We start from the raw sequence: 19,858 nt of genomic DNA on the forward strand, positions 1-19,858 counted from the left end.
GCTTCGCCAATACACGCAATTAGGTGGCCGCGCATTGTTATAAAAATGTGGTTTATACCCATGCCTGGGGGCGCCACCCGCCTCATTTGCGGCGGTCCCCGCACCGAGTCAAACGGGTGGCTGACGGGACTCGAACCCGCGACAGCCAGGATCACAACCTGGTGCTCTACCAACTGAACTACAGCCACCATCGCCGGTGAATCACCAGCGCGGTCGATATTAGCGTGTCAACCCCTCGAGTCCCTAATCGGTTTCTGACGTGGCGTTTTGCGCGGTCTCCTTGTCGCCGCCGCTGAGTTCGTTCGCGACGGCGGTGATCTCCGCGGTCGACGGGCCCGGTGCGGCGACGAAGGCCGTGCGCCGGTAGTACTCCAGTTCGCGGATGGATTCCTTGATATCGGCCAGGGCGCGGTGGGTCAGGCCCTTCTCCGGCTGGCCGAAGTAGATGCGCGGGTACCAGCGTCGGCACAGCTCCTTGATGGAGCTCACATCGATCATCCGGTAGTGCAGATGCGCATCGAGTGCGGGCATATCGCGGGCGATGAAACCGCGGTCGGTTGCGATGGAATTGCCGGCCAGCGGAACCGTGCCCGCGGTCGGGGCGTATGCCCGGATGTAGTCGAGTACCTGCTGCTCGGCTTCGGCGAGGGTGACCGTGGAGCGGCGCACTTCCTCGGTCAGGCCCGAACGTGCGTGCATGTCGGCGACCACCTGCGGCATGGCGGCCAGGGCCGCATCGTCGGCGTGAATGACGATATCCACGCCGTCACCGAGAATATTGAGGTCGCTGTCGGTCACGAGCGCGGCCACCTCGATCAGCTTGTCGCTGTCGAGGCGCAGACCGGTCATCTCGCAATCCATCCACACCACGTATTTGTCGCTCACTGGACACACAGTAGCCGTTTGGTCGTGACCGACGGGGCTCACCCGGCTGCGTTGCCGCAGCGTAGGCCGTGTATCAAAAGCTCCGAATTCGACACCACGTATTTGTCGGACACCCCGGCAACATCAGCTGTATTTATTGGCGAGCCTTCGGCAGTGCATATCCCCACTGGGTCGAACCGTCTCAGTGGGAGTAGCGGCGATAGAGTTTGCGGAAGATCGGCGTATGCGTTTCGGCACGACAGCTAACACTGCGAAAGCAGTCAGGGTCAGACCAGACGGAGGACGCGATGGACGCAGGATCGCGAAGCGATTCGACGGGGGGCGGCGGTCGGGAGACGGGTGGGCCCACCCCTCAGGAGAAGGTGGTCGCGGCTCGGAAAGCAGCCGAGGAAGCGGCGCGCGTGGCCGAGGAAGCCGCCGCTGCGGCCGAGGCCGCCGAACGCGAGTTGGCCGAGCAGGAGGCCGCTGCCGCGAGCGCGGATCCGAATGCGGTGAATGCCGTGGCGCAGGCCGAGGCCGCGCAATCCAAGGTCGCCGCGACCGTGGAGACCGCGGCGGCCAGCGCTGCCGCGGCGGAATCCGCGCAGTTGGCGGCGAACAAGACCGCGCAGGACGCGCAGCAGTCGGTGGCGCAGCAGATCGCGGCCGGGTATGCGTTCGACGGGGCAGCACTGGAATTGGGCACTGTTGTCGTGGATGGCGCAGTGGATCCGACTGCGCGCGTGCGGATTCCGATGCGCACCATGAACCGGCACGGGTTGGTCGCAGGCGCGACCGGTACGGGTAAGACGAAGACACTGCAGGGCATTGCCGAACAGCTATCTCGGGCTGGGGTTCCGGTGGTGCTCGCCGATATCAAGGGTGACCTGTCGGGCCTCGCGCAGCAGGGGCGCGGTGGTGAAAAGCTCAGCGCCAGGGCCACCGAGACCGGTGCGCAGGACTGGGCGCCGAGCGGCTATCCGACCGAATTCGTCTCGCTCGGTACCGGTGGTGTCGGGGTGCCGATCCGCGCGACCATTACCGCATTCGGTCCGGTGCTGCTCAGTAAAGTGTTGGGGCTCAATGAAACTCAAGAGTCCACCCTCGGGCTGATTTTCCACTGGGCGGATAAGGCGGGCCTCGGTCTGCTGGATCTGAAAGATCTGCGCGCGGTCATCACCCATCTCACCAGCCCGGCGGGCAAGGAGGATCTCGAGGGCATCGGCGGGGTTTCGGGCGCGACGGCAGGTGTGATCCTGCGCGCGCTGGTGAATCTCGAGGCCGACGGCGGTGACACATTCTTCGGTGAGCCCGAACTGGATCCGGGCGATCTGTTGCGGACCGAGGGCGGTCAGGGCGTTATCACGCTGTTCGAACTCGGTGCGCAGGCGGCGCGGCCGGTGATGTTCTCGACCTTCCTGATGTGGGTGCTCGCCGATCTGTTCCAGACACTGCCCGAGGTCGGCGATGTCGAAAAGCCCGAGCTGGTCTTCATTTTCGACGAGGCGCATCTGTTGTTCGCGGATGCCTCGAAGGCATTCCTGGAGCAGGTGGAGCAGACGGTCAAGTTGATCCGGTCCAAGGGCGTGGGCGTCTTCTTCTGCACACAGCTGCCCACCGATATCCCGAATTCGGTGCTCTCCCAACTGGGTGCGCGCATTCAACACGCACTGCGTGCCTTCACTCCCGACGATCAGAAGGCGCTGTCCAAGACGGTGCGCACCTACCCGAAGACTGGTGTCTACGACCTGGAGCAGGCGCTCACCTCACTGGGGACGGGTGAGGCGATCGTGACGGTGCTCTCGGAGAAGGGTGCGCCAACTCCCGTGGCGTGGACCAGGATTCAGCCGCCGCGCTCGCTGATGGACACCATCGGCGAGGATCAGATCAAGTCACGGGCGCTATCCAGCGCGTTGGCGGCAAAGTACGGCCAGACCATCGATCGCGAGTCTGCCTATGAGATCATGGCCGCGAAAGCCGCTGCGGCACAGCAGGAACCGGAGGCAGCTCGGGCGCCGGGGCGCTCGAAGGCCGCCCCAGAGGAGGAATCCGCCGCCGAGCGCATTATGAAGAATCCGGCGGTGAAGAGCTTTCTGCGTTCGGCCGCAACCGCCGCGGGGCGCGAGATCAGCCGTAGCATTTTCGGTACCCGCAAGCGCTGAATACGAGTGATAGCCCCCGACTCACCGAACGGGCAATTGGTGGGTCCGATTGTTTTCGAGTAGTCGGTACTCGATACATCGTCGCAGGTCGGCGCTAATTTTGCGATGGTGTTCGGGCGGTCACAGATAAGGAGTCGTCATGCCTACCGCAAATTTCGGGACAAAGAATGATCCTGGTTTTGTGTTGGAACAAAGCCCGGACCTGATCGCGGTCCGAACCCAGGACAGACGTCCGCTGCCCCGCTCCATCGGATCGGTTCGCATCCCGCTGAGCGGTGAGCTGGATGACACGGCACTGGTGGTGTCCTATCCGGAGGCGGGCGTCGAGGTGTTTCGGGTGCCGCCCGATACGCGCTCGGTCGCCCAGCGCAAGTCCGTGCTCGCCGCCGCGCCGGAGGTGCGTTTCGCTGGTCATGTACTCGTGGATCCGGTGAGCGGCGAGCCCGTGCTGTACACGGAGAACGTCTTCGTGAAGTTCACCGATGACGCGGACCCCGAACGGTGTCGGGCGGTGCTCGGCGAGGCCGGTCTGCGGATCAAGGAGACGGTGGACTACGCCGTCAACGCGTACTTCACCGCCGCGCCCGAGGGGACCGGCCAGCAGGTATTCGATATCGCGAACGGGCTACTCAGCCGCGACGATGTCGAGTACTGCCATCCCGAGTTGATCCGGCGGCGTGCCCGCAAGACGATCTTCCCGCAGCAGTGGCATCTGAAGGCGACGACCATCGGCGGCGCCACGATCAATGCACACGCGAATGTCGAAGCGGCCCACGCGATTACGCGTGGCGGTGGAGCGACGATCGCGCTGATCGACGACGGTGTCGATATCGACCACCCCGAGTTCGGCGGGACAGGCAAGGTCGTCGCACCGCGCGATGCGACCCGACAGACCAACGATCCGCGTCCGCGCGATACGCACGGAACCGGCGCCGAAAGAGGAGATAATCACGGAACCGCATGCGCGGGTGTCGCCTGTGCCAATGGCACCCTCGGCGCCTCCGGAGTGGCTCCCGAGGCCCGGTTGATGCCGATTCGGCTCGCCTCCGATCTCGGATCGCAGGCAGAGGCGAGCGCCTTCAAGTGGGCCGCCGACCACGGCGCCGACGTCATATCGTGCAGTTGGGGTCCGGCCGACGGGCTCTGGTTCCAGCCGGGCGATCCGGCGCACAGTCAGGTTGTGCCGCTGCCGGCGAGCACCCGCCTGGCGATCGAGCACGCGGTGACGAACGGACGCAATGGCAAGGGGTGTGTCGTGCTCTTCGCGGCGGGCAATGGCAATGAGCCCGTCGACAACGACGGATACGCGAGTTTCTCGAAGGTCATCGCGGTCGCGGCCTGCAATGACACCGGAAAGCGCAGTGTCTACAGCGATTTCGGCAAGGCCGTCTGGTGCGCTTTCCCTAGTAACGACATCGGACATCCGGCGTTCCATCATCCCGATGCCCTGACCGCCGGCATCTGGACTGTCGATCGGCACGGTCGCGCCGGATACAACGTGGGCACGACCGATGACGGCGATGCCGCGGGCAATTTCACCAATAGCTTCGGTGGCACTTCGAGCGCCTGCCCAGGGGCGGCCGGTGTTGTGGCGTTGGTGTTGTCGGTGCATCCGGATCTCACGTCGAGCGAGGTCAAGGACTTGTTGAAGCAGTCGTGCGACATGATCGATCCGCAACACGGCGCGTACGGTGCGGACGGGCGCAGTGACAAGTACGGCTTCGGCCGTCTCAATGCGCTGACCGCGGTGCAGACGGCCAAGAAGCTGCGGGGGCCGCAGTGAAGTTCAGGTGACGCTGCGCAGCGAGCGTTCCACCATCGCGAAACCGTAATCGAGCATTTCGGTTTCGTAGGCATGCACCGCATCGCGCAGTGAACCGGTCCGCTCGGTAATGCGGCGACAGAGCAGGGCGGCATCCCGCAGGGCTGTCGCCGCGCTGCTCCCGGCGGGGATCATGGTGTGGATGGCGTCGCCCATCAGTGTGACCGGCCCGGTTTCCCAGTGCCGCAACGGTTTTGCGGTCCGGATGGTGGTGTTGTGGACGGATTCCGGATCGGCATGGCGCACGAGTGCGGCGAGATTGTCGGGCCAGTCGTCGATCAGCTCGGTGGCGATCTTCTGCAGTTGCTGCTTGTCCATTGCGGACAGGTCGCCCGGAATCAGTGTGGTCGGCGCGGCGACCACCCACATGACGTAGTCGTCGCCGTCGCCGGAGGCGAATTCGTGGGCGGCCAGCGACATGAATCGTCCGTCGGTACCGGAGACGACGCTGAATCCGTCCAGTGCTGCCTCCGGGGTGAGCGCGCGGATCTCGTCGGTCAGCGCTGTCTTGCCGTAGATCTCCGCTTGGCCGGTTTCGACTACCTCCGCCTCCGGCAGCCATTGGGCCCGGATACGGGAATGCGTGCCGTCGGCGGCGACGAGTAGATCCGCATCGGTGACCGTGCCGTCGTCGAAGTAGGCGCGGACCCGGCCGTCGTCGAGCAATTCGAAGCGTTGGAAGGATGCGCCGTGGTGGACATCGATGCCGGTGAGTAGGAGCTTGCGCAGCGTGAGTCGGTCGACGGTCAGGTGTCGCCCGTGCACATCCTCCTCCGCCGACGGCGGAACCAGTATTTCCCGGACGACGTGCAGTTGCGGGTCGAGGAACCGCACGCCCGTCCCGCGCTTGCCCGCGGTGGCGACGATTCGTTCGTAGCGGTCCGACGGCAGACACGCACGCAATGCGAGGTCTCCCTCCGGATCGAGGTGGATGCGATAGCCCTGGCTGTGGTGGCCCGCGGCTTCGCGTTCGTAGAGTTCGACGGTGATTCCGGCTCGGCGCAGGCCCTGTGCGAGCAGGGGGCCTGCCAGCCCGGCTCCCACAATAGCAATATTCATGAATCAAAACTATCTGAATTCAGACGATCTGTCATCGGTTATAGTTTTGTCTGTGGCGGACACTTCGGAGCAGCTCGGCGCCCAGATCGGTGGTCAGCTCTATCTGGCGCACCGCTATGCGCGCGCGGCGGCCAATCAAGCACTGCGGGAACAGCGGCTCGAGCTTCGTCATCTCGGGGTGCTCAGCTGTCTGGCCGCCGTAGGGCCGCTAAGTCAGCGCGCATTGGTCGATCGGCTGCAGCTGGACAAGTCGTCGATGGTCTACATCATCGATGAGCTGGAGCGGCAGGGGCTGGCGGAGCGCCGCAAGGACGAGCGGGATCGGCGTAGCTATGCCGTGCACATCACCTCTAGCGGGCGGGAGCGCCTAGCGGCCGCAAATCGCACCGCCGACGCGGTGGTGGTCGAATTGCTCGCGCCGTTCTCGGAGGCCGAACGCCGCCAGTTGCACGAACTGCTCGGCCGGTTCATCGAGCACGCCGCCGGACAAGCCTGAGATCGGCCCATCAGTTGCCGATATCGCGGGCGAGTAGATCGTCGGTGGTTTCGCGGCGGATCAGCTGGCGGGCGCGTCCGTCGCGGACCGCGATGACCGGTGGCCGACCGACGCTGTTGTAGGACGAAGCGAGGCTGTGGTGGTAGGCGCCGGTGCACGGCACCGCGAGCACCTCGCCGGGGCGCAGGTCTGCCGGGAGTCGGATATCGGTGGCCAGCACATCGCCCGCCTCGCAGTAGCGACCCGCCACCGTGGCGGTCATCTGTGGGCCGCAGGGATGCCGATTGGCAACGACCACTTCGTAATTCGCTCCGTATAGCGCGACGCGGGCGTTGTCGCCCATGCCGCCGTCGACTGTGACGTAGGTGCGTCCGCCGTCGATGTGCTTGACCGAGAGCACGCGATACAACGTCACGCCTGCGCGTGCGACGATGGCGCGCCCCGGCTCCAAGGCGATATTCGGGCGTGGGAAGTGGTTTCGCGCGCAGGCCGCGTCCAGGGCGTCGTCGATGATGTCGGCGAGTTCGGTCAGATTCATCTCGGCATCGCCGCTGCGGTAGGCAACCGAATGTCCGCCGCCGAGGTCGAGATCAGTGAGGATACGACCGTGTTCCGCACGGACCCTGGCCATTTCGCCGATCATCCGGCGCACCGCCTCGCCGTAGTGATCCGGATCGTGGATTTGCGAGCCCAGGTGGCAGTGGAAGCCGATCAATTCGAGGTTCGGTTGGCGCATGATGCGTTCGACCGCCTCGGCGGCCATAACGCTGCCGAGCGGAAAACCGAATTTCTGATCCAACACACCGGTTTTCACGGCCGGATGCCCGTGCACGTCGATGCCGGGCGAGAGTCGGAGCAGGACTTGCTGCGGTCGGGTAGCCAGGGCCGAGAGCAAAGTGATCTCGGTCGGTGAATCGACCACGATCCGGCCGACGCCGCATTTCAGGGCGGCTTCGAGTTCGTCGAAGGATTTGCCGTTGCCGTGCAATACGATTCGCTTCGGGTCGACACCGGCCGCGATGGCGATGGCGAGTTCACCCGCCGAGCATACGTCTACCGAAAGTCCTTCCTGGGTAACCCATTCCGCGACCGCGCGGATCATCAGCGCCTTGCCCGCGTAGATGATCTCGGCCTCCGGGAAGGCCTTCTTGTAGGCGCGGCAGCGGGTGCGGACCTCGTGCTCGTCGAGCACATAGGTGGCGGTGCCGTACTGGTCGGCAATATCGGCGAGGGCGACTCCGCCGAGGGTGATTCTGCCGTCGCCGTCGTAGTGGGTATCTCGCGGCCAGACCGCGGAGTCGAGGCGCGAAGGCATTCCCGATCGCAGCGACGGGAAGATTTCGAGCAGCGTCACGTGGTTCTCCTGGGTGCGCCCCCGCTTTCTCGGCATGCGGGGCCGATATCAGGACTACGCCGGTTCCTACTGCTCATGGGCGATGCTGACGGATCCTTGACGCACCCGAAACGTTTCCTGACGGGTTGCTGACCGACACTGTTTTGCGGTCCACGCTCGCGCTGAACCGGACCGATGCCGGCGTTTGTGGTCGATGGATGGTTCGGCCACCACGGTGCTGTGTGCCCGCGAGAATTGCGCGGCAACGGCCGAGTTCGCGCTTCTCAGCCGCCGAGCTTCTTGTAGAACGCACCGGCGACGGGGGCGGTGAGGGCGCGAGGGCCGTATTGGCCTGCCACGCTCATGCCCTTGCTGATGAGGCCGGGAACGACGCGCATCTTGTTGCGTGCCAAGGCGTCGATGGAGATTTTGGCTGTGTATTCGGAGGTGACCCACATGAAGTCGGGCACCATTCGGTCGACGATGGAGGCCTCGGCCGGATCGGGAGTTTCGGTGCGGACCGGGCCGGGGGCGAGCAGGGTGACGTGCACGCCGGAGCCCTTCAATTCGCCGCGCAGCGATTCGGAGAAGGTGTTGGCGAAGGCCTTGCTCGCCGCATAGGTCGCATTGTTCGGAATCGGCATGTTGCCCGCCGCCGAACCGCTGATCAGGATGCCACCGCCACCCCTTGCGATCATGCCGGGCAGCACGGCCAGGGTGAGATCGTGCACCGCAACGGCATTGAGCTCCATCTGGTCCCGCTCATAAGCCGGATCCAATTCGGCGACCGCACCGAACGTCGCGATACCGGCGTTATTGCAGAGTATCGAAATATCGCGCGCCGCCAACTCCTCGACCAGCGCTCCCCGCGCCGTCCGATCGGCCAGATCAACCGCCCGCACCTCCGCGGTAATCCCATGCGCCAACGTCAACCGCTGCGCAAGCTCGGTCAATACCTCCCCCCGCCGCGCAACCAGGATCAACGAATACCCGCGCGCAGCAAGCTCAGCAGCAAGTGCAGTCCCGATACCTGAAGAGGCACCAGTAACAACCGCACGGTTCTCAGACGTAGGAGAGGGCAAACTCACGAGAAGAGCCTAGGCGATCCACCCAACCTCAACCGCCCAGGCCACGCCGCACCTCCACCGAGTCGGATCGAGAATGCAACCCTGGAGGGGCGCTCTCGACGTTTGCCTCCCCACGCATGGCGTTCAACGGCCCAGGACCCGACCGCAGGGCACAGTGGGGAGGGACACGCTCGCTCGGCGCCTACGTCGGCACCTGCCGCTGCCTGGTCCGACACCTCGCCCCCGCCAAGCCCGCATTAGCCCTGGCGTCGAGAATGCGCTGGTGGAGGGGTGCCTTCGGGCGTCTGCCGCTACCAGCGCATGGTGATCAACGGTCCAGGTCTGCGTTACAGGCGGGCTGCTAGGCGGGTGCCCTGGTCGATGGCGCGCTTGGCGTCGAGTTCGGCGGCTAGGTCGGCGCCGCCGATCAGGTGGATGTTGGCCCCGGCGGCGCGTAGCGGTTCTTCGAGTTCGCGGACGGATTCCTGGCCTGCGCAGATGATGACGTTGTCGACCGGAATCAATTGGGGGCGTTGGCGTTTCTCGCCGAAGCTGATGTGTAGGCCGTTGTCGTCGATGCGTTCGTAGTTGACGCCGCCGACGTGCTCGACGCCCTTCGCCTGGAGTGCCGCGCGGTGCACCCAACCTGAAGTCTTGCCGAGATCCTTGCCGAATGAGGTCGACTTGCGTTGCAGCAGAACGACTTCGCGGGCTGCCGGTGCGGGCTTGGGTTTGGTGAGCTGGCCGCGGGCCTGTTCATCCGCCGAGTCGACGCCCCACTCTTCCTTCCACTCGTCGAGCTTGAGTGTGGGGTGTCCGTCGACGGTGAGGAATTCGCTTATGTCGTAGCCGATGCCGCCCGCGCCGATGACGGCGACGCGCTTGCCGACCGGCCGCTCCTCGCGCACCAGTTCGGCATAGGACAGCACCATCGGGTGGTCGATGCCAGGGATGTTCGGAATGCGCGGGCGCACGCCGGTGGCCAGCACGATCTCGTCGTAGCGCGCCTCGAGCAACTGTGCCGCGGTGACCCGCTTGTTCAGGTGCAGGGTCACACCGGTGACCTCCAGCATCCTGGTGTAGTAGCGGATCGACTCGTTGAACTCTTCCTTGCCCGGAATGCGGCGCGCGATATCGAACTGTCCGCCGATCTTGTCGTCGGCCTCGAAAAGATCGACTTGGTGCCCACGTTCGGCGAGATTCACCGCCGCCGACAGTCCGGCCGGGCCCGCCCCGACCACCGCGACGCGCTTGGTGCGCCGAGTCGGGAGCAGCTTCAGCTCGGTCTCGTGGCCGGCGCGCGGGTTCAGCAGGCAGGACACGGTCTTGCGCTGGAACGCGTGGTCCAGGCAGGCCTGGTTGCAGGCGATGCAGGTGTTGATCTCGTCGACCCGGTCGGCGGCAGCCTTGTTCACCCATTCCGGATCGGTGAGGAAAGGTCGCGCCAGCGAAACCAGTTGCGCGTCACCGCGGGTGAGGATCTCCTCGGCGATCTCGGGCATATTGATCCGGTTGGACGCGCAGACCGGAATGTTCACCTGCTCGGTGATCTTCGCGGTGAATTCGACGAAGGCGGCCCGCGGTACCGAGGTGACGATGGTTGGCACCCGCGCCTCGTGCCAGCCGATATCGGTATTCAGAATGCTGGCACCCGCGGCTTCGAGTTCCTTTGCCAGCGCGACGATTTCGTCGAAAGTCTGACCGTTCTCGACCAATTCGGCCATGGATAAACGGAATACGATGATGAAGTCGGGCCCGACCGCGGCGCGGGTGCGACGCACGATCTCCACCGCCAGCCGGCGTCGGTTCTCCGGCGTACCGCCCCACTTGTCGGTGCGCTTATTCGTGCGCGGCGCGAGGAACTGGTTGATGAAATAGCCTTCACCGCCCATGATTTCGCAACCGTCGTAGCCCGCGAACTGGGCCAGCTTCGCACAGCGGGCGTAGTCGTCGATGGTTTGCTCGACCCCCCGCGCGGAGAGCTTGCGCGGCCGGAACGGATTGATCGGTGCCTTGATCGAGGATGCCGAAACACTGCCTGGCATATAGGAATAACGGCCCGCGTGCAGGATCTGGATGGCGATCTTGCCGCCCTCTTTGTGTACGGCCTTGGTGATCACCCGGTGCCGGTAGGCCTCGGACTTATTGGTGAGTTTCGCGCCGAACGGCAGCAGCCAGCCGGTGCGGTTCGGGGCGTAGCCGCCGGTGATGATGAGACCTACACCGCCGCGGGCGCGCTCGGCGAAATAGGCGGCGAGCCGGTTGGTATCCCAGGCACGATCCTCCAGGCCGGTATGCATCGACCCCATGATCACGCGATTGCGCAGTGTGGTGAAGCCGAGATCGAGGGGCTCGAAAAGATGGGGGAACGAACTCATCGCTGAGTCTCACCTTTCTTCGGGTCCGCGTGCGGGGCTGTTGCACGAGGTTGCAGGGCTTGCAGTACTTCGTCGCACCATTCGACGAATCCGGACTCCACGCGGATGCCCGCGCGCAGCACGAGGTACTGGTGCAGTGGGGTACCGGAGAGCTGATCCCCAGCGGGGAAGTCACGTTTCTCGATGAGTCGGAACAGTTCGAGGCGCTGACTGTGCTGCTCGCGATGCCGGACGACCTCGTCGCAGAGCGCGCCGATATCGCCGTGCGCGGCGGCGCGAATCTTCACGCCGAGTTCGTTGCGCGGCATCGAGGTATCGGTCGGCGCGGCGATCCAGCGCGCCAGTTCTGTCCGGCCGGCCTCGTTCACCGAGTAGACCTTCTTATCCGGCCTGCCCTCCTGGGCCACCGCCTCGCTGCTGAGCCAGCCGGCTTCCTCCATGCGCTTGAGCACGCGATAGATCTGCTGATGGGTGGCCCGCCAGAAGAAGCCGATCGACTTGTCGAAGCGGCGCGCCAACTCATAACCCGAACCGGCGCGCTCGGTCAGCGATACCAGCAGCGCATGTTCGAGTGCCATGACGCCAGGTTATCGTTACACCCGGTACTATGCAACTGGGTGCATAGCCGAGGCGGTATCGAGTGTTGGCCCGCCCGCCGAGGAAATCCGCACTAGGCTGCGCCCATGAGCGCCGCATCGCGCAGCGATTCGATGAGGGTGGTGGCCGGGTGACGGGTGAGTCGGAAGTTGACGCGCGGGCGACTGTCGGGCAGTCAGCCGGGCGCGGACAAGTGGTGGCGTGGGGGTTGTGGGACTGGGGCTCCTCGGCATTCAATGCCGTCATCCTGACCTTCGTCTTCTCGGTGTACCTCACCGATAAGGTCGGCGACGATCTACCGGGTGGAGTTTCACCGAGCGCGTGGCTCGGCTGGGCTCTGGGCACCGCGGGTTTCGTGGTCGCGCTCACCGCGCCGATCAGCGGTCAGCGCTTCGATGCGAGCGCGAAACGTAAACGCTCACTTGGAATGTTGACCGCGCTGACCATCCTGACGATGGCGTTGATGTTTTTCGTGCACGACGACTACCACCACTTCTGGTTCGGTCTGGTCCTGCTCGGCTTCGGTTCCGCATTCTTCGAATTGGCGGGCGTGCCCTACAACGCCATGCTGCGCCAGGTCTCCACCCCGGCCGATGTCGGTCGGGTCTCCGGATTCGGTTGGGCCATGGGCTATTTCGGCGGGATATTCATCCTGCTGATCAGCTACTTCGGCTTCATCTCCGGCCACGGCGACAATCGCGGTCTACTCGGCGTACCCATCGATGACGGTACGAATATCCGATTGGTCGCGATGCTGGCCGCGGTCTGGTTCGCCGCCTTCGCGCTGCCGGTGCTGTTCGCCGTACCCGAATTACCGCATACCAATGCCGATCCCGGTGCGGACAAGGCTGGATTCTTCGGTTCGTACCGGGTGCTGTGGCGGGATCTGCGCGAGCTGTGGTCCGTGGACCGACGCACCGTCGGTTTCCTGATCGCCAGCGCTATCTTCCGCGACGGTCTTGCCGGGGTATTCACCTTCGGTGCCATCCTGGCGGTGCGGGTCTACGGCATCGCCGACTCCGATGTGCTGCTGTTCGGCATCGCCGCGAATGTTGTTGCGGCACTTGGTGCGATCACCGCTGGTCGATTCGACGATCGTCTCGGTCCGAAGATCGTGATCGTGATCTCGCTGGTCGCCATGGTGATCTGTGGCATCGCGCTGTTGATCGTGTCCGGCCCGGTCATGTTCTGGATCTTCGGCCTGCTGCTCACCATCTTCGTCGGCCCCGCCCAATCCGCCGCCCGCTCCTTCCTCACCCGCCTGGCCCCACCCGGTCGCGAGGGCCAGATGTTCGGCCTCTACACCACTACCGGCCGCGCCGTATCCTTCCTCGCTCCAGCGCTTTTCGGGTTCTTCGTCTGGGCGTTCGACGCCGACCGCGCGGGCATTGTCGGCATTGTGGTAGTCCTCGCCGTCGGTTTGGTGGCGTTGCTCCCGGTCCACAAGCCGGATCGCGCCATTGATCCCGCCGAATAGAGTCGTGCCGCGAGGTCGGCCGCCTAGCATCGGATTGTGGCTGTTTCGTATGTGGTGACCGGCGGTGGCCGGGGGATCGGGCGGGCCATCGTGCAAAGCCTGCTCAGCACCGAGAACACGGTGGTGGCCATCGAGCGTGACGCTGCGGCGCTGGCATGGGCGGGCGACCGTGTGCTCGCCGTGATCGGCGACGCATCGTCGGTCGAGACCGCCGAGCGCGCCGCGGATCTCGCGCAGGCGGTAGGCCCGCTGGTCGGATGGGTGAACAATGCGGCGGTTTTCCGGGATGCCGTGGTGCATACCGCGCCCGCGCCGCAGGTGCTCGAGTTGATCAATGCCAACCTGTCACCCGCCGTCATCGGCTGCACGACCGCGGTGCGCCGGTTCCTCGCGGCGGGAGCCGGGGGCGCGATCGTGAATGTCAGCTCGCACCAAGCACAGCGGGCGGTGCCGGGTGCACTGCCCTACAGCACGGCGAAGGCGGCGATCGAAGGGCTGACCCGGGCCATCGCGGTCGAATATGGGCGCAACGATATTCGGTGCAATGCGGTCGCTCCGGGCTCGGTGGATACCGAAAGGTATGCCGAATTCCTGGCCGGACTGACTCCTTCGGCATCGGCGAAGGTGCAGCGGGAAATGGCGGTGCTGCATCCGATCGGGCGTGTGGCCACGACGGGTGAAGTCGCGGCAGCGGTTGCCTTTCTCTTATCGGCGGATGCGAGCTTCATCAACGGGGCGGTGGTCCCGGTGGACGGTGGCCGCTCGGTGCTCGCACTCGATCCGGAAGCCGGCTAGCGCTCCTTGCTCGGCCACCAGGCGGCCATGCCGAGTGCGATGAGGCGGACCTGGCGGATGGTGCGGTCGATGATGGCGGGTTGGTCGCGCGGGGTGGCGGCGACGTAGTCGGCAATGCAGTCGGCGACCGTGGAGACGATCAGGTCGGCGGCCAATTCGAGGTCGTCGGGGGACCAGGAGTCCAGGGCGGGGACGCGGGACAGGTCGACGACCAGTTCGCGCACGATCAATTGCAGTTCGAGCGCGATGGCATGTTGCAGGGCGGCCGAGCCGCCGCGGCGTTCGCGGGTGATGAAGCCGAAGAGTTCGCGTTTGGTGGCGACCTGATCGAAAACAAACCGCACGGTCTCCGATAGTCGGGCATCGGGCGTGCGACGCAGTTGACGCAAGGCCAGGCGCAGCGCTCGGATGCCCTCGTCGACCAGGGCCGCGCCGAGATCGTCGAGTGAGGCGAAATGCCGGTAGAACGCGGTCGGCACAATGCCCGCGGAGCGGGCGATCTCACGCAGGCTCAGCGCGCCGAAGCCACGCTCGGCGGCCAGCGCGAGCGTGCCGTCGAGTAGGGCCTGCCTGGTGCGCTCCTTGCGCTCGCCCCGGGTAGCTGTGGTCTCGGTCATCACAGTGAGCATACAGCCGTTCACCATTCGTCCATTCCAAGGATGTAGTTCGGGTCACATCAGTTCCTGGTTGACACTGGACCCGGTCCATCGGTCACACTAGTTGAGTGTACAGACGTGCACTGAATTCTTCACCGATGAGGGTTCAGGAGTACGTCGCAGCCCGAAAGCAGAGGCAACCACATGGTGGGACTCATCGACTTGGTGCAAACCCTGACCACACCGCACCCGCTCGACCGCTACCTGGAACTCGTCCGCCCCACGCTGACGGTTCGGGAGTTGCGGGCGCAGATCACCCACGTCCGCCGCTCGGTTCCGGGTTCGGTGACGCTGACCCTGCGCCCCACCCGGCAGTGGCGCGGCCACGTCGCGGGGCAGTATGTACAGATCGGCGTCGTGATCGACGGCGTCCGGCACACCAGATGCTATTCACCGGTAAATTCGGCGGGGCGGCGCGACCGCCACCTGCAACTGACGGTCAAGGCGCATCCGGGCGGCCTGGTATCGCAATATCTCTACCGCAATGCCGTACCCGGCATGGTGGTCAGCCTGGAACCGGCCGCTGGTGTCTTCCGACTGCCTGAACCGCGTCCCGAACGAGTGCTGTTGATCAGCGGCGGCAGCGGCATCACCCCGGTGTTGTCCATGCTGCGCACGCTGGCAGATGAGGGCTATCCGGGTGATCTCGCCTTCCTGCACTATGCGAAATCACCGGAGACGGTGCCGCATCGGGCCGAGCTGGAGTCGATTGCGCAGGCGCACAAGAACTTCCGCATCGAACTGCGTTATCCCGGTGACGGTTCAGGCCATTTCGACTACGACCAACTCGAACGAGTCGCACCTTGGTTCGCTGACGGCGAGACCTACGTCTGCGGTCCACCGGGCCTGATGGACGCGGTGCGCAAGATCTTCGAGGCCGAGCAGTTGGAGGAGCGGCTGCATACCGAGGAATTCACCCTGTCCGCCACCCCCGTCGACGCCGACGAGGCCTTCGGCACGGTCAACTTCTCGGCCAGCGGCCGCAGCGCTGAGAACAACGGTGCCGTCCTGCTGGAGCAGGCCGAGGCCGCGGGGCTGACACCGGAATATGGCTGCCGGATGGGCATCTGCTTCTCCTGCACCGCGGTTCGCCGCTCCGGCTGCACCCGCAATGTGCGCACCGGCGAAACCGACAGCGACCCGGATCAGCCCATCCAGCTCTGCATCAACGCGCCCGTCGGCGACGTCGACATCGATATCTGACAAAGGGGACTGAGCAATGACAATTCTGACCGAAACGAAAGACGGCCCGCTGGTACTGAGCCCGGACCAGGTCGAGGAACTCGGCCGGGCCCTCGACGAGCTGCGTGCCCGGGTCGTCGCCGATCTCGGCGACGCCGATCGCGAATACATCTACTCGATCATCAAGGCGCAGCGCGGTTTCGAGATCGCCGGACGCAGCCTGATGTATCTCGGCTTCCTGCCGCCGTTCTGGCTGGCCGCGGTGGCCGCGCTGAGTGTGTCGAAGATCCTGGACAATATGGAGATCGGCCATAATGTCATGCACGGCCAGTACGACTGGATGCGTGAGCGCGGCCTGAATTCCCGTGAGTTCGAATGGGATACGGTCTGCCCGGCGGATCAGTGGAAGCATTCGCACAACTACATGCACCACACCTTCACCAATATCCACGGCATGGATCGCGATATCGGCTACGGCATCCTGCGCATGGACGAAGCCCAGCAGTGGAATCCGCTGCGACTGGGCCAGCCGCTCTACGCTTTCGCGCTGATGGTGCTGTTCGAGTGGGGTGTGATGGGCCATGACCTGGAGGTGGAGAACATCATCCGGGGCAAGAAGAGCTGGTCGGACATCAAGCGATTGGTGAAGGGCCAGTGGCGCAAGGCCGGTCGGCAGGTGCTCAAGGACTACCTCGTCTTCCCAGCGCTGACCGGTCCGCTGTTCGTCAGCACACTCGCCGGAAACACCGCCGCGAATCTGGTGCGCAATCTCTGGGCCTTCTCCATCATTTTCTGCGGCCACTTCCCCACGGGCGTACAGACGTTCACCGAAGCGGAGACCGCCGAGGAGACCCGTGGTGAATGGTATGTCCGGCAGATGCTCGGCTCGGCCAACATCACCGGCAGCAGGCTCTTCCACATCATGTCCGGCAATTTGTCGCACCAGATCGAGCACCACCTGTTCCCGGATCTGCCCGCGAACCGCTATCCGCAGATCGCGCCGGAGGTTCGGGATCTGTGCGAGAAGTATGGATTGCCCTACAACACCGGTTCGCTCGGTGAGCAAGTCGGATCGGTGTGGCTGAAGATTTTCAAGCTGGCACTGCCGCCGTTCTTGGTCGGGAAGGAGTCCACGCCCGGTGTTATCGTAATGCGACAGCGGAACACAACCGAAGTGGGCGTGTGAATGATCGGGAAATTCGAAAGCAACAAGGATCTAATTCAAGAATTGACTTCCTCTGGTGCGCGACATGTCGGAAATATTGCGAATATCATCACCGGCACCGTCGCGGAGGTCACCCGGGAGATCGGTGAGTGGATCACCGACGCCATCGAGATGAACGAGGCCGCGGACGCCGCGCGTAAGGATGCCGCGGCGCAGGATACGAACGATTTCGTCGATGAGGCCGATGTGTCCTATGACGCGGAGGTCGAGCCGAGCGCGCCGTTCGTCGAGGCGGAAGTGGTCGAGTCGGAGATGGACAAGCCCCGGTGATCACCACACCGGCAGCCTGCGCCGGTGCTCGATCACATCGGTGATCAGGTCCTTGTACCCGTCGGCCAGTTCGGCCAATCGGCTCCACTGCAGTTGGGCGTAATCGTCCAGCTGCAGTGGATGCGGTGGCCCCACGGGTGCCGAAATGCCCAATGCATGTTGTGCCGCAACCCATTTCGCCGCCATTCGATCGATAACGGCACCCAGGGTCTCGGTGTGCAGCGAGGCGCCGGCACGGTGCTCCACATTGCCGGCAACCCAATTGTCGATATGGCCGACCAGTTCGGTTCGGTGTGCGTCGAGGTCATCGACGAGCTGTAGGTACTGTGCTACGCGGCCGCTCGGCGTGTCCGGCGCATGTGCCGCCTGCAGGGCATTGCGCCTGCGTTCATGACATTCGACCAGTGCGCGTCCAGCGGCCAGGACACGGTGCCGGTGTCGATTCGGATCGTGCGGATCGCGAAATGCGCGCAGTAGCGCCGATGGCGATGGCAGCTCGTCGGCTTCGATACGACCCGCTGCGTATTCGGTATGCATGATGCACGCCCCTGCGGTGGCGATGGGTGTGTCTTTGGATGCGCCAGGGCCGAGGAGGATTTCGGGGAGGGGCACCCCTCGGCTCCGGCGCAGCCCCGCACTCGGATCGCCCTCCATACAGTCCACCAACACGGCAAAGAAACCGGGAAATCCGCGACGATGCGATGAGGAAGACGGCCCGAGATAATCGGGACCTTTTCAGGAAAGCGCGATAGTCGAATCGGCGCAATAGAATGGTGTAGAAACAGATGAGCTGCCGGGAAATCGTTATGATCCGTTACGGATCGGTCACATAACCGCCGACTTTCCTACCTTCGTGAAATCGCTGAGCGCATGAGCAGCAACCACTTCCGGCGAGGTGCGAGCGAGACCTCGTTCGATCGACTAGCCTCGGTGTTCGTGCCCGCCTATGTGTCTTCGCCCGAGCTGACGTTCGGGTTCATGTTCGCGCTGGAAGATCCGGAGCGAATCGCCGAGGTGGTGCGCACGCTCATCCTCCGCAAGACGGTGTCGGTGTTCCGACTCGCGCGCCTGTCCGACGACGACGGGCCGCCCGAACGCTATGTCGTGAACTGGGCGGTGATTCCGCAGATCTCGATCACCACCAGCGCCCCGGACCCGGACGAGTTGGAGGCCGGACAGATCATGCTGGTGAACGCCTTCCTCGGTGAGGAGGGGGAGGTCAGTCTGTACTCGGCCCAGGGGCAGGCGCCGGGCTGAGGCCCGGTGGTCGCATTCTTCGCGATTCTGATCATCGGTAACTTTCCGCGCGCACTGTTCGACTTCAAGGTCGGCGTCATGCGCTGGCGTTGGCGGGTCGGCTTCTACGCCTACTGCTCGGCCTGCACCGGTGGTCCATCCGGGGTTGCCTACGCCTCGCCGATGCGTGACGAATATCCGCCGTTCCGACTCGACCAGGACGCCCGCGCACTCGAAAACAACTGAATGTCAACCGAATCCGGAGCCGGACCGCGGGTCGGTCACCAGGCGGATTCATAGATCCGCCGGACCACGTCCTCGATGTCCGGCTCCTCTATCGACAGGTCGCGCACCTCGGCGCGATCGGCGACCGCCGCCAGAACCTGTGCGGCGGTGGTGGATTCGGCATCGAAGGCCAAACGCTGTCGCATGCCCCCGCCCTCGCTGGTCAACAGTTCGGCGCTCGGCAGATCGTCGAGATCGCGGGTCGGTTCGGCCAGGTCGACGACCAGCACCCGCCGCGCGCCAACCCGCACCGCCAGACCGGTCAGTGAACCGTCGTACACCAGAGTGCCGCGGTCGACGACAAGCACCCGATCACAGAGCCGCTCGATATCACCCATATCGTGGGTGGTCAGCAACAGGGTGGTGCCGCGCTCGGTGCGTTCGGCGCGCAGGAATTCGCGTAGTCGCTGTTTCGACAGCACATCGAGGCCGATGGTCGGTTCGTCGAGAATGACCAATTCCGGAGAGTGCAACAGTGCCGCGGCTACCTCCGCCCGCATGCGCTGGCCGAGCGAGAGCTGGCGCACCGGGGTGTCCAGTGTCTCGGCCATCTCCAGTTGTTCGACCAACTCGTAGGTACGTTTTTGCGCGACATCGGATTCCAAGCGGTGGATCGCTGCTAGAATCGAGAACGATTCGCGCAGTGGTAGGTCCCACCACAGCTGGGAGCGCTGCCCGAACACCACACCGATTCGGGCGGCGAGTTCACGACGCCGTCGCACCGGGTCCAGGCCGCAGGTGCGCACGGTGCCCGAGGTGGGGACCAGGATGCCGGTCAGCATTTTGATCGTGGTCGACTTGCCCGCCCCGTTCGCGCCGATATATCCCACCGCCGAACCGCGTTCGATGCGAAATGTCATCCGGTCCACCGCGGTGAGTGTTTCGCGGCTGCGTCGCCAGCGATGCCCGTTCTTGCGGTACAGAATGAATTGTCTTGTCAGGTTCTCGATCTCG

Annotated in this window: 18 protein-coding genes, 1 tRNA gene and 1 pseudogene; 10 read left to right on the forward strand and 10 right to left on the reverse strand. The window is 64.5% G+C overall.

Translation table 11 applies throughout. From position 1 onward, the window contains the following. Nucleotides 1–115: 115 nt before the first annotated feature. Nucleotides 116–188, reverse strand: a tRNA-His gene (locus tag ACIBJI_RS11125). Between the two features lie 55 nt (nucleotides 189–243). Further along, nucleotides 244–885 (reverse strand): oligoribonuclease, encoded by a 642-nt coding sequence (orn, locus tag ACIBJI_RS11130; protein ID WP_364338818.1) that lies wholly within the window; start codon nucleotides 883–885, stop codon nucleotides 244–246. A gap of 287 nt (nucleotides 886–1,172) precedes the next feature. Between orn and ACIBJI_RS11135 the strand changes: the two genes are divergently transcribed. Then, complete coding sequence (locus ACIBJI_RS11135) at nucleotides 1,173–3,026, forward strand: helicase HerA-like domain-containing protein (RefSeq protein WP_396955736.1); 1,854 nt, start codon at nucleotides 1,173–1,175, stop codon at nucleotides 3,024–3,026. A gap of 139 nt (nucleotides 3,027–3,165) precedes the next feature. After that, nucleotides 3,166–4,809, forward strand: a complete 1,644-nt coding sequence (locus ACIBJI_RS11140) for a S8 family peptidase (protein WP_396955737.1) — start codon at nucleotides 3,166–3,168, stop codon at nucleotides 4,807–4,809. A 3-nt stretch (nucleotides 4,810–4,812) separates the two neighbouring features. On the opposite strand, the gene ACIBJI_RS11145 is transcribed toward ACIBJI_RS11140, so the two are convergent. Further along, nucleotides 4,813–5,907, reverse strand: a complete 1,095-nt coding sequence (locus tag ACIBJI_RS11145) for an NAD(P)/FAD-dependent oxidoreductase (protein ID WP_364338822.1) — start codon at nucleotides 5,905–5,907, stop codon at nucleotides 4,813–4,815. 52 nt (nucleotides 5,908–5,959) lie between these two features. On the opposite strand from ACIBJI_RS11145, the gene ACIBJI_RS11150 reads away from it, so the two are divergent. Further along, nucleotides 5,960–6,403, forward strand: a complete 444-nt coding sequence (locus ACIBJI_RS11150) for a MarR family transcriptional regulator (protein WP_364338824.1) — start codon at nucleotides 5,960–5,962, stop codon at nucleotides 6,401–6,403. Between the two features lie 10 nt (nucleotides 6,404–6,413). Here the strand turns inward: ACIBJI_RS11150 and lysA are convergent, their stop codons facing one another. From lysA to ACIBJI_RS11170, 4 genes are all read right to left on the reverse strand, one after another. Then, nucleotides 6,414–7,757: a diaminopimelate decarboxylase gene (gene lysA, locus ACIBJI_RS11155; protein ID WP_364338826.1), complete on the reverse strand. Its 1,344-nt coding sequence runs from the start codon at nucleotides 7,755–7,757 to the stop codon at nucleotides 6,414–6,416. 263 nt (nucleotides 7,758–8,020) lie between these two features. Then, nucleotides 8,021–8,824 (reverse strand): mycolate reductase, encoded by an 804-nt coding sequence (cmrA, locus tag ACIBJI_RS11160; protein ID WP_364338828.1) that lies wholly within the window; start codon nucleotides 8,822–8,824, stop codon nucleotides 8,021–8,023. A gap of 326 nt (nucleotides 8,825–9,150) precedes the next feature. Next, nucleotides 9,151–11,181, reverse strand: a complete 2,031-nt coding sequence (locus ACIBJI_RS11165; protein ID WP_364338830.1) for an NADPH-dependent 2,4-dienoyl-CoA reductase — start codon at nucleotides 11,179–11,181, stop codon at nucleotides 9,151–9,153. Next, a complete protein-coding gene (locus ACIBJI_RS11170) occupies nucleotides 11,178–11,759 on the reverse strand; it encodes a PadR family transcriptional regulator (protein ID WP_364338832.1) in 582 nt (193 codons plus the stop codon). The genes ACIBJI_RS11165 and ACIBJI_RS11170 overlap by 4 nt, the downstream gene beginning before the upstream one ends. A 149-nt stretch (nucleotides 11,760–11,908) precedes the next feature. Between ACIBJI_RS11170 and ACIBJI_RS11175 the strand changes: the two genes are divergently transcribed. After that, nucleotides 11,909–13,255 (forward strand): MFS transporter, encoded by a 1,347-nt coding sequence (locus ACIBJI_RS11175; RefSeq protein WP_364338834.1) that lies wholly within the window; start codon nucleotides 11,909–11,911, stop codon nucleotides 13,253–13,255. Nucleotides 13,256–13,291: 36 nt separating this feature from the next. Beyond that, a complete protein-coding gene (locus ACIBJI_RS11180) occupies nucleotides 13,292–14,050 on the forward strand; it encodes an SDR family oxidoreductase (RefSeq protein WP_364338836.1) in 759 nt (252 codons plus the stop codon). Here the strand turns inward: ACIBJI_RS11180 and ACIBJI_RS11185 are convergent. Then, nucleotides 14,047–14,667, reverse strand: coding sequence for a TetR family transcriptional regulator (locus ACIBJI_RS11185; protein ID WP_364338838.1), 621 nt, complete (start codon nucleotides 14,665–14,667; stop codon nucleotides 14,047–14,049). The genes ACIBJI_RS11180 and ACIBJI_RS11185 overlap by 4 nt on opposite strands. Nucleotides 14,668–14,850: 183 nt before the next feature. Between ACIBJI_RS11185 and ACIBJI_RS11190 the strand changes: the two genes are divergently transcribed. Genes ACIBJI_RS11190 through ACIBJI_RS11200 form a run of 3 tightly spaced genes read left to right on the forward strand, consistent with a single transcriptional unit; the run spans nucleotide 14,851 to nucleotide 17,383 of the window. Beyond that, on the forward strand, nucleotides 14,851–15,909 hold the full coding sequence (locus ACIBJI_RS11190) for an FAD-binding oxidoreductase (protein ID WP_364338840.1): 1,059 nt from the start codon (nucleotides 14,851–14,853) through the stop codon (nucleotides 15,907–15,909). 16 nt (nucleotides 15,910–15,925) lie between these two features. Then, a complete protein-coding gene (locus ACIBJI_RS11195; protein ID WP_396955740.1) occupies nucleotides 15,926–17,074 on the forward strand; it encodes a fatty acid desaturase family protein in 1,149 nt (382 codons plus the stop codon). Between the two features lie 42 nt (nucleotides 17,075–17,116). Continuing rightward, entirely contained in the window at nucleotides 17,117–17,383 is a 267-nt protein-coding gene (locus tag ACIBJI_RS11200) for a hypothetical protein (RefSeq protein ID WP_364338844.1), read from the forward strand. Here the strand turns inward: ACIBJI_RS11200 and ACIBJI_RS11205 are convergent, their stop codons facing one another. Next, nucleotides 17,384–17,920, reverse strand: a complete 537-nt coding sequence (locus tag ACIBJI_RS11205) for a DUF4254 domain-containing protein (protein ID WP_364338846.1) — start codon at nucleotides 17,918–17,920, stop codon at nucleotides 17,384–17,386. Between the two features lie 333 nt (nucleotides 17,921–18,253). Between ACIBJI_RS11205 and ACIBJI_RS11210 the strand changes: the two genes are divergently transcribed. Continuing rightward, complete coding sequence (locus tag ACIBJI_RS11210) at nucleotides 18,254–18,640, forward strand: hypothetical protein (protein WP_364338848.1); 387 nt, start codon at nucleotides 18,254–18,256, stop codon at nucleotides 18,638–18,640. 6 nt (nucleotides 18,641–18,646) lie between these two features. Then, nucleotides 18,647–18,844 (forward strand): annotated as a pseudogene (locus ACIBJI_RS11215) (hypothetical protein); the annotation flags it as partial. 56 nt (nucleotides 18,845–18,900) lie between these two features. Here ACIBJI_RS11215 and ACIBJI_RS11220 read toward each other — a convergent pair. Next, nucleotides 18,901–19,764, reverse strand: coding sequence for an ATP-binding cassette domain-containing protein (locus ACIBJI_RS11220; protein ID WP_396955986.1), 864 nt, complete (start codon nucleotides 19,762–19,764; stop codon nucleotides 18,901–18,903). Nucleotides 19,765–19,858: the final 94 nt, after the last annotated feature.

The sequence above is a fragment of the Nocardia sp. NPDC050408 genome (assembly GCF_044458905.1).
Lineage (GTDB): Bacteria > Actinomycetota > Actinomycetes > Mycobacteriales > Mycobacteriaceae > Nocardia.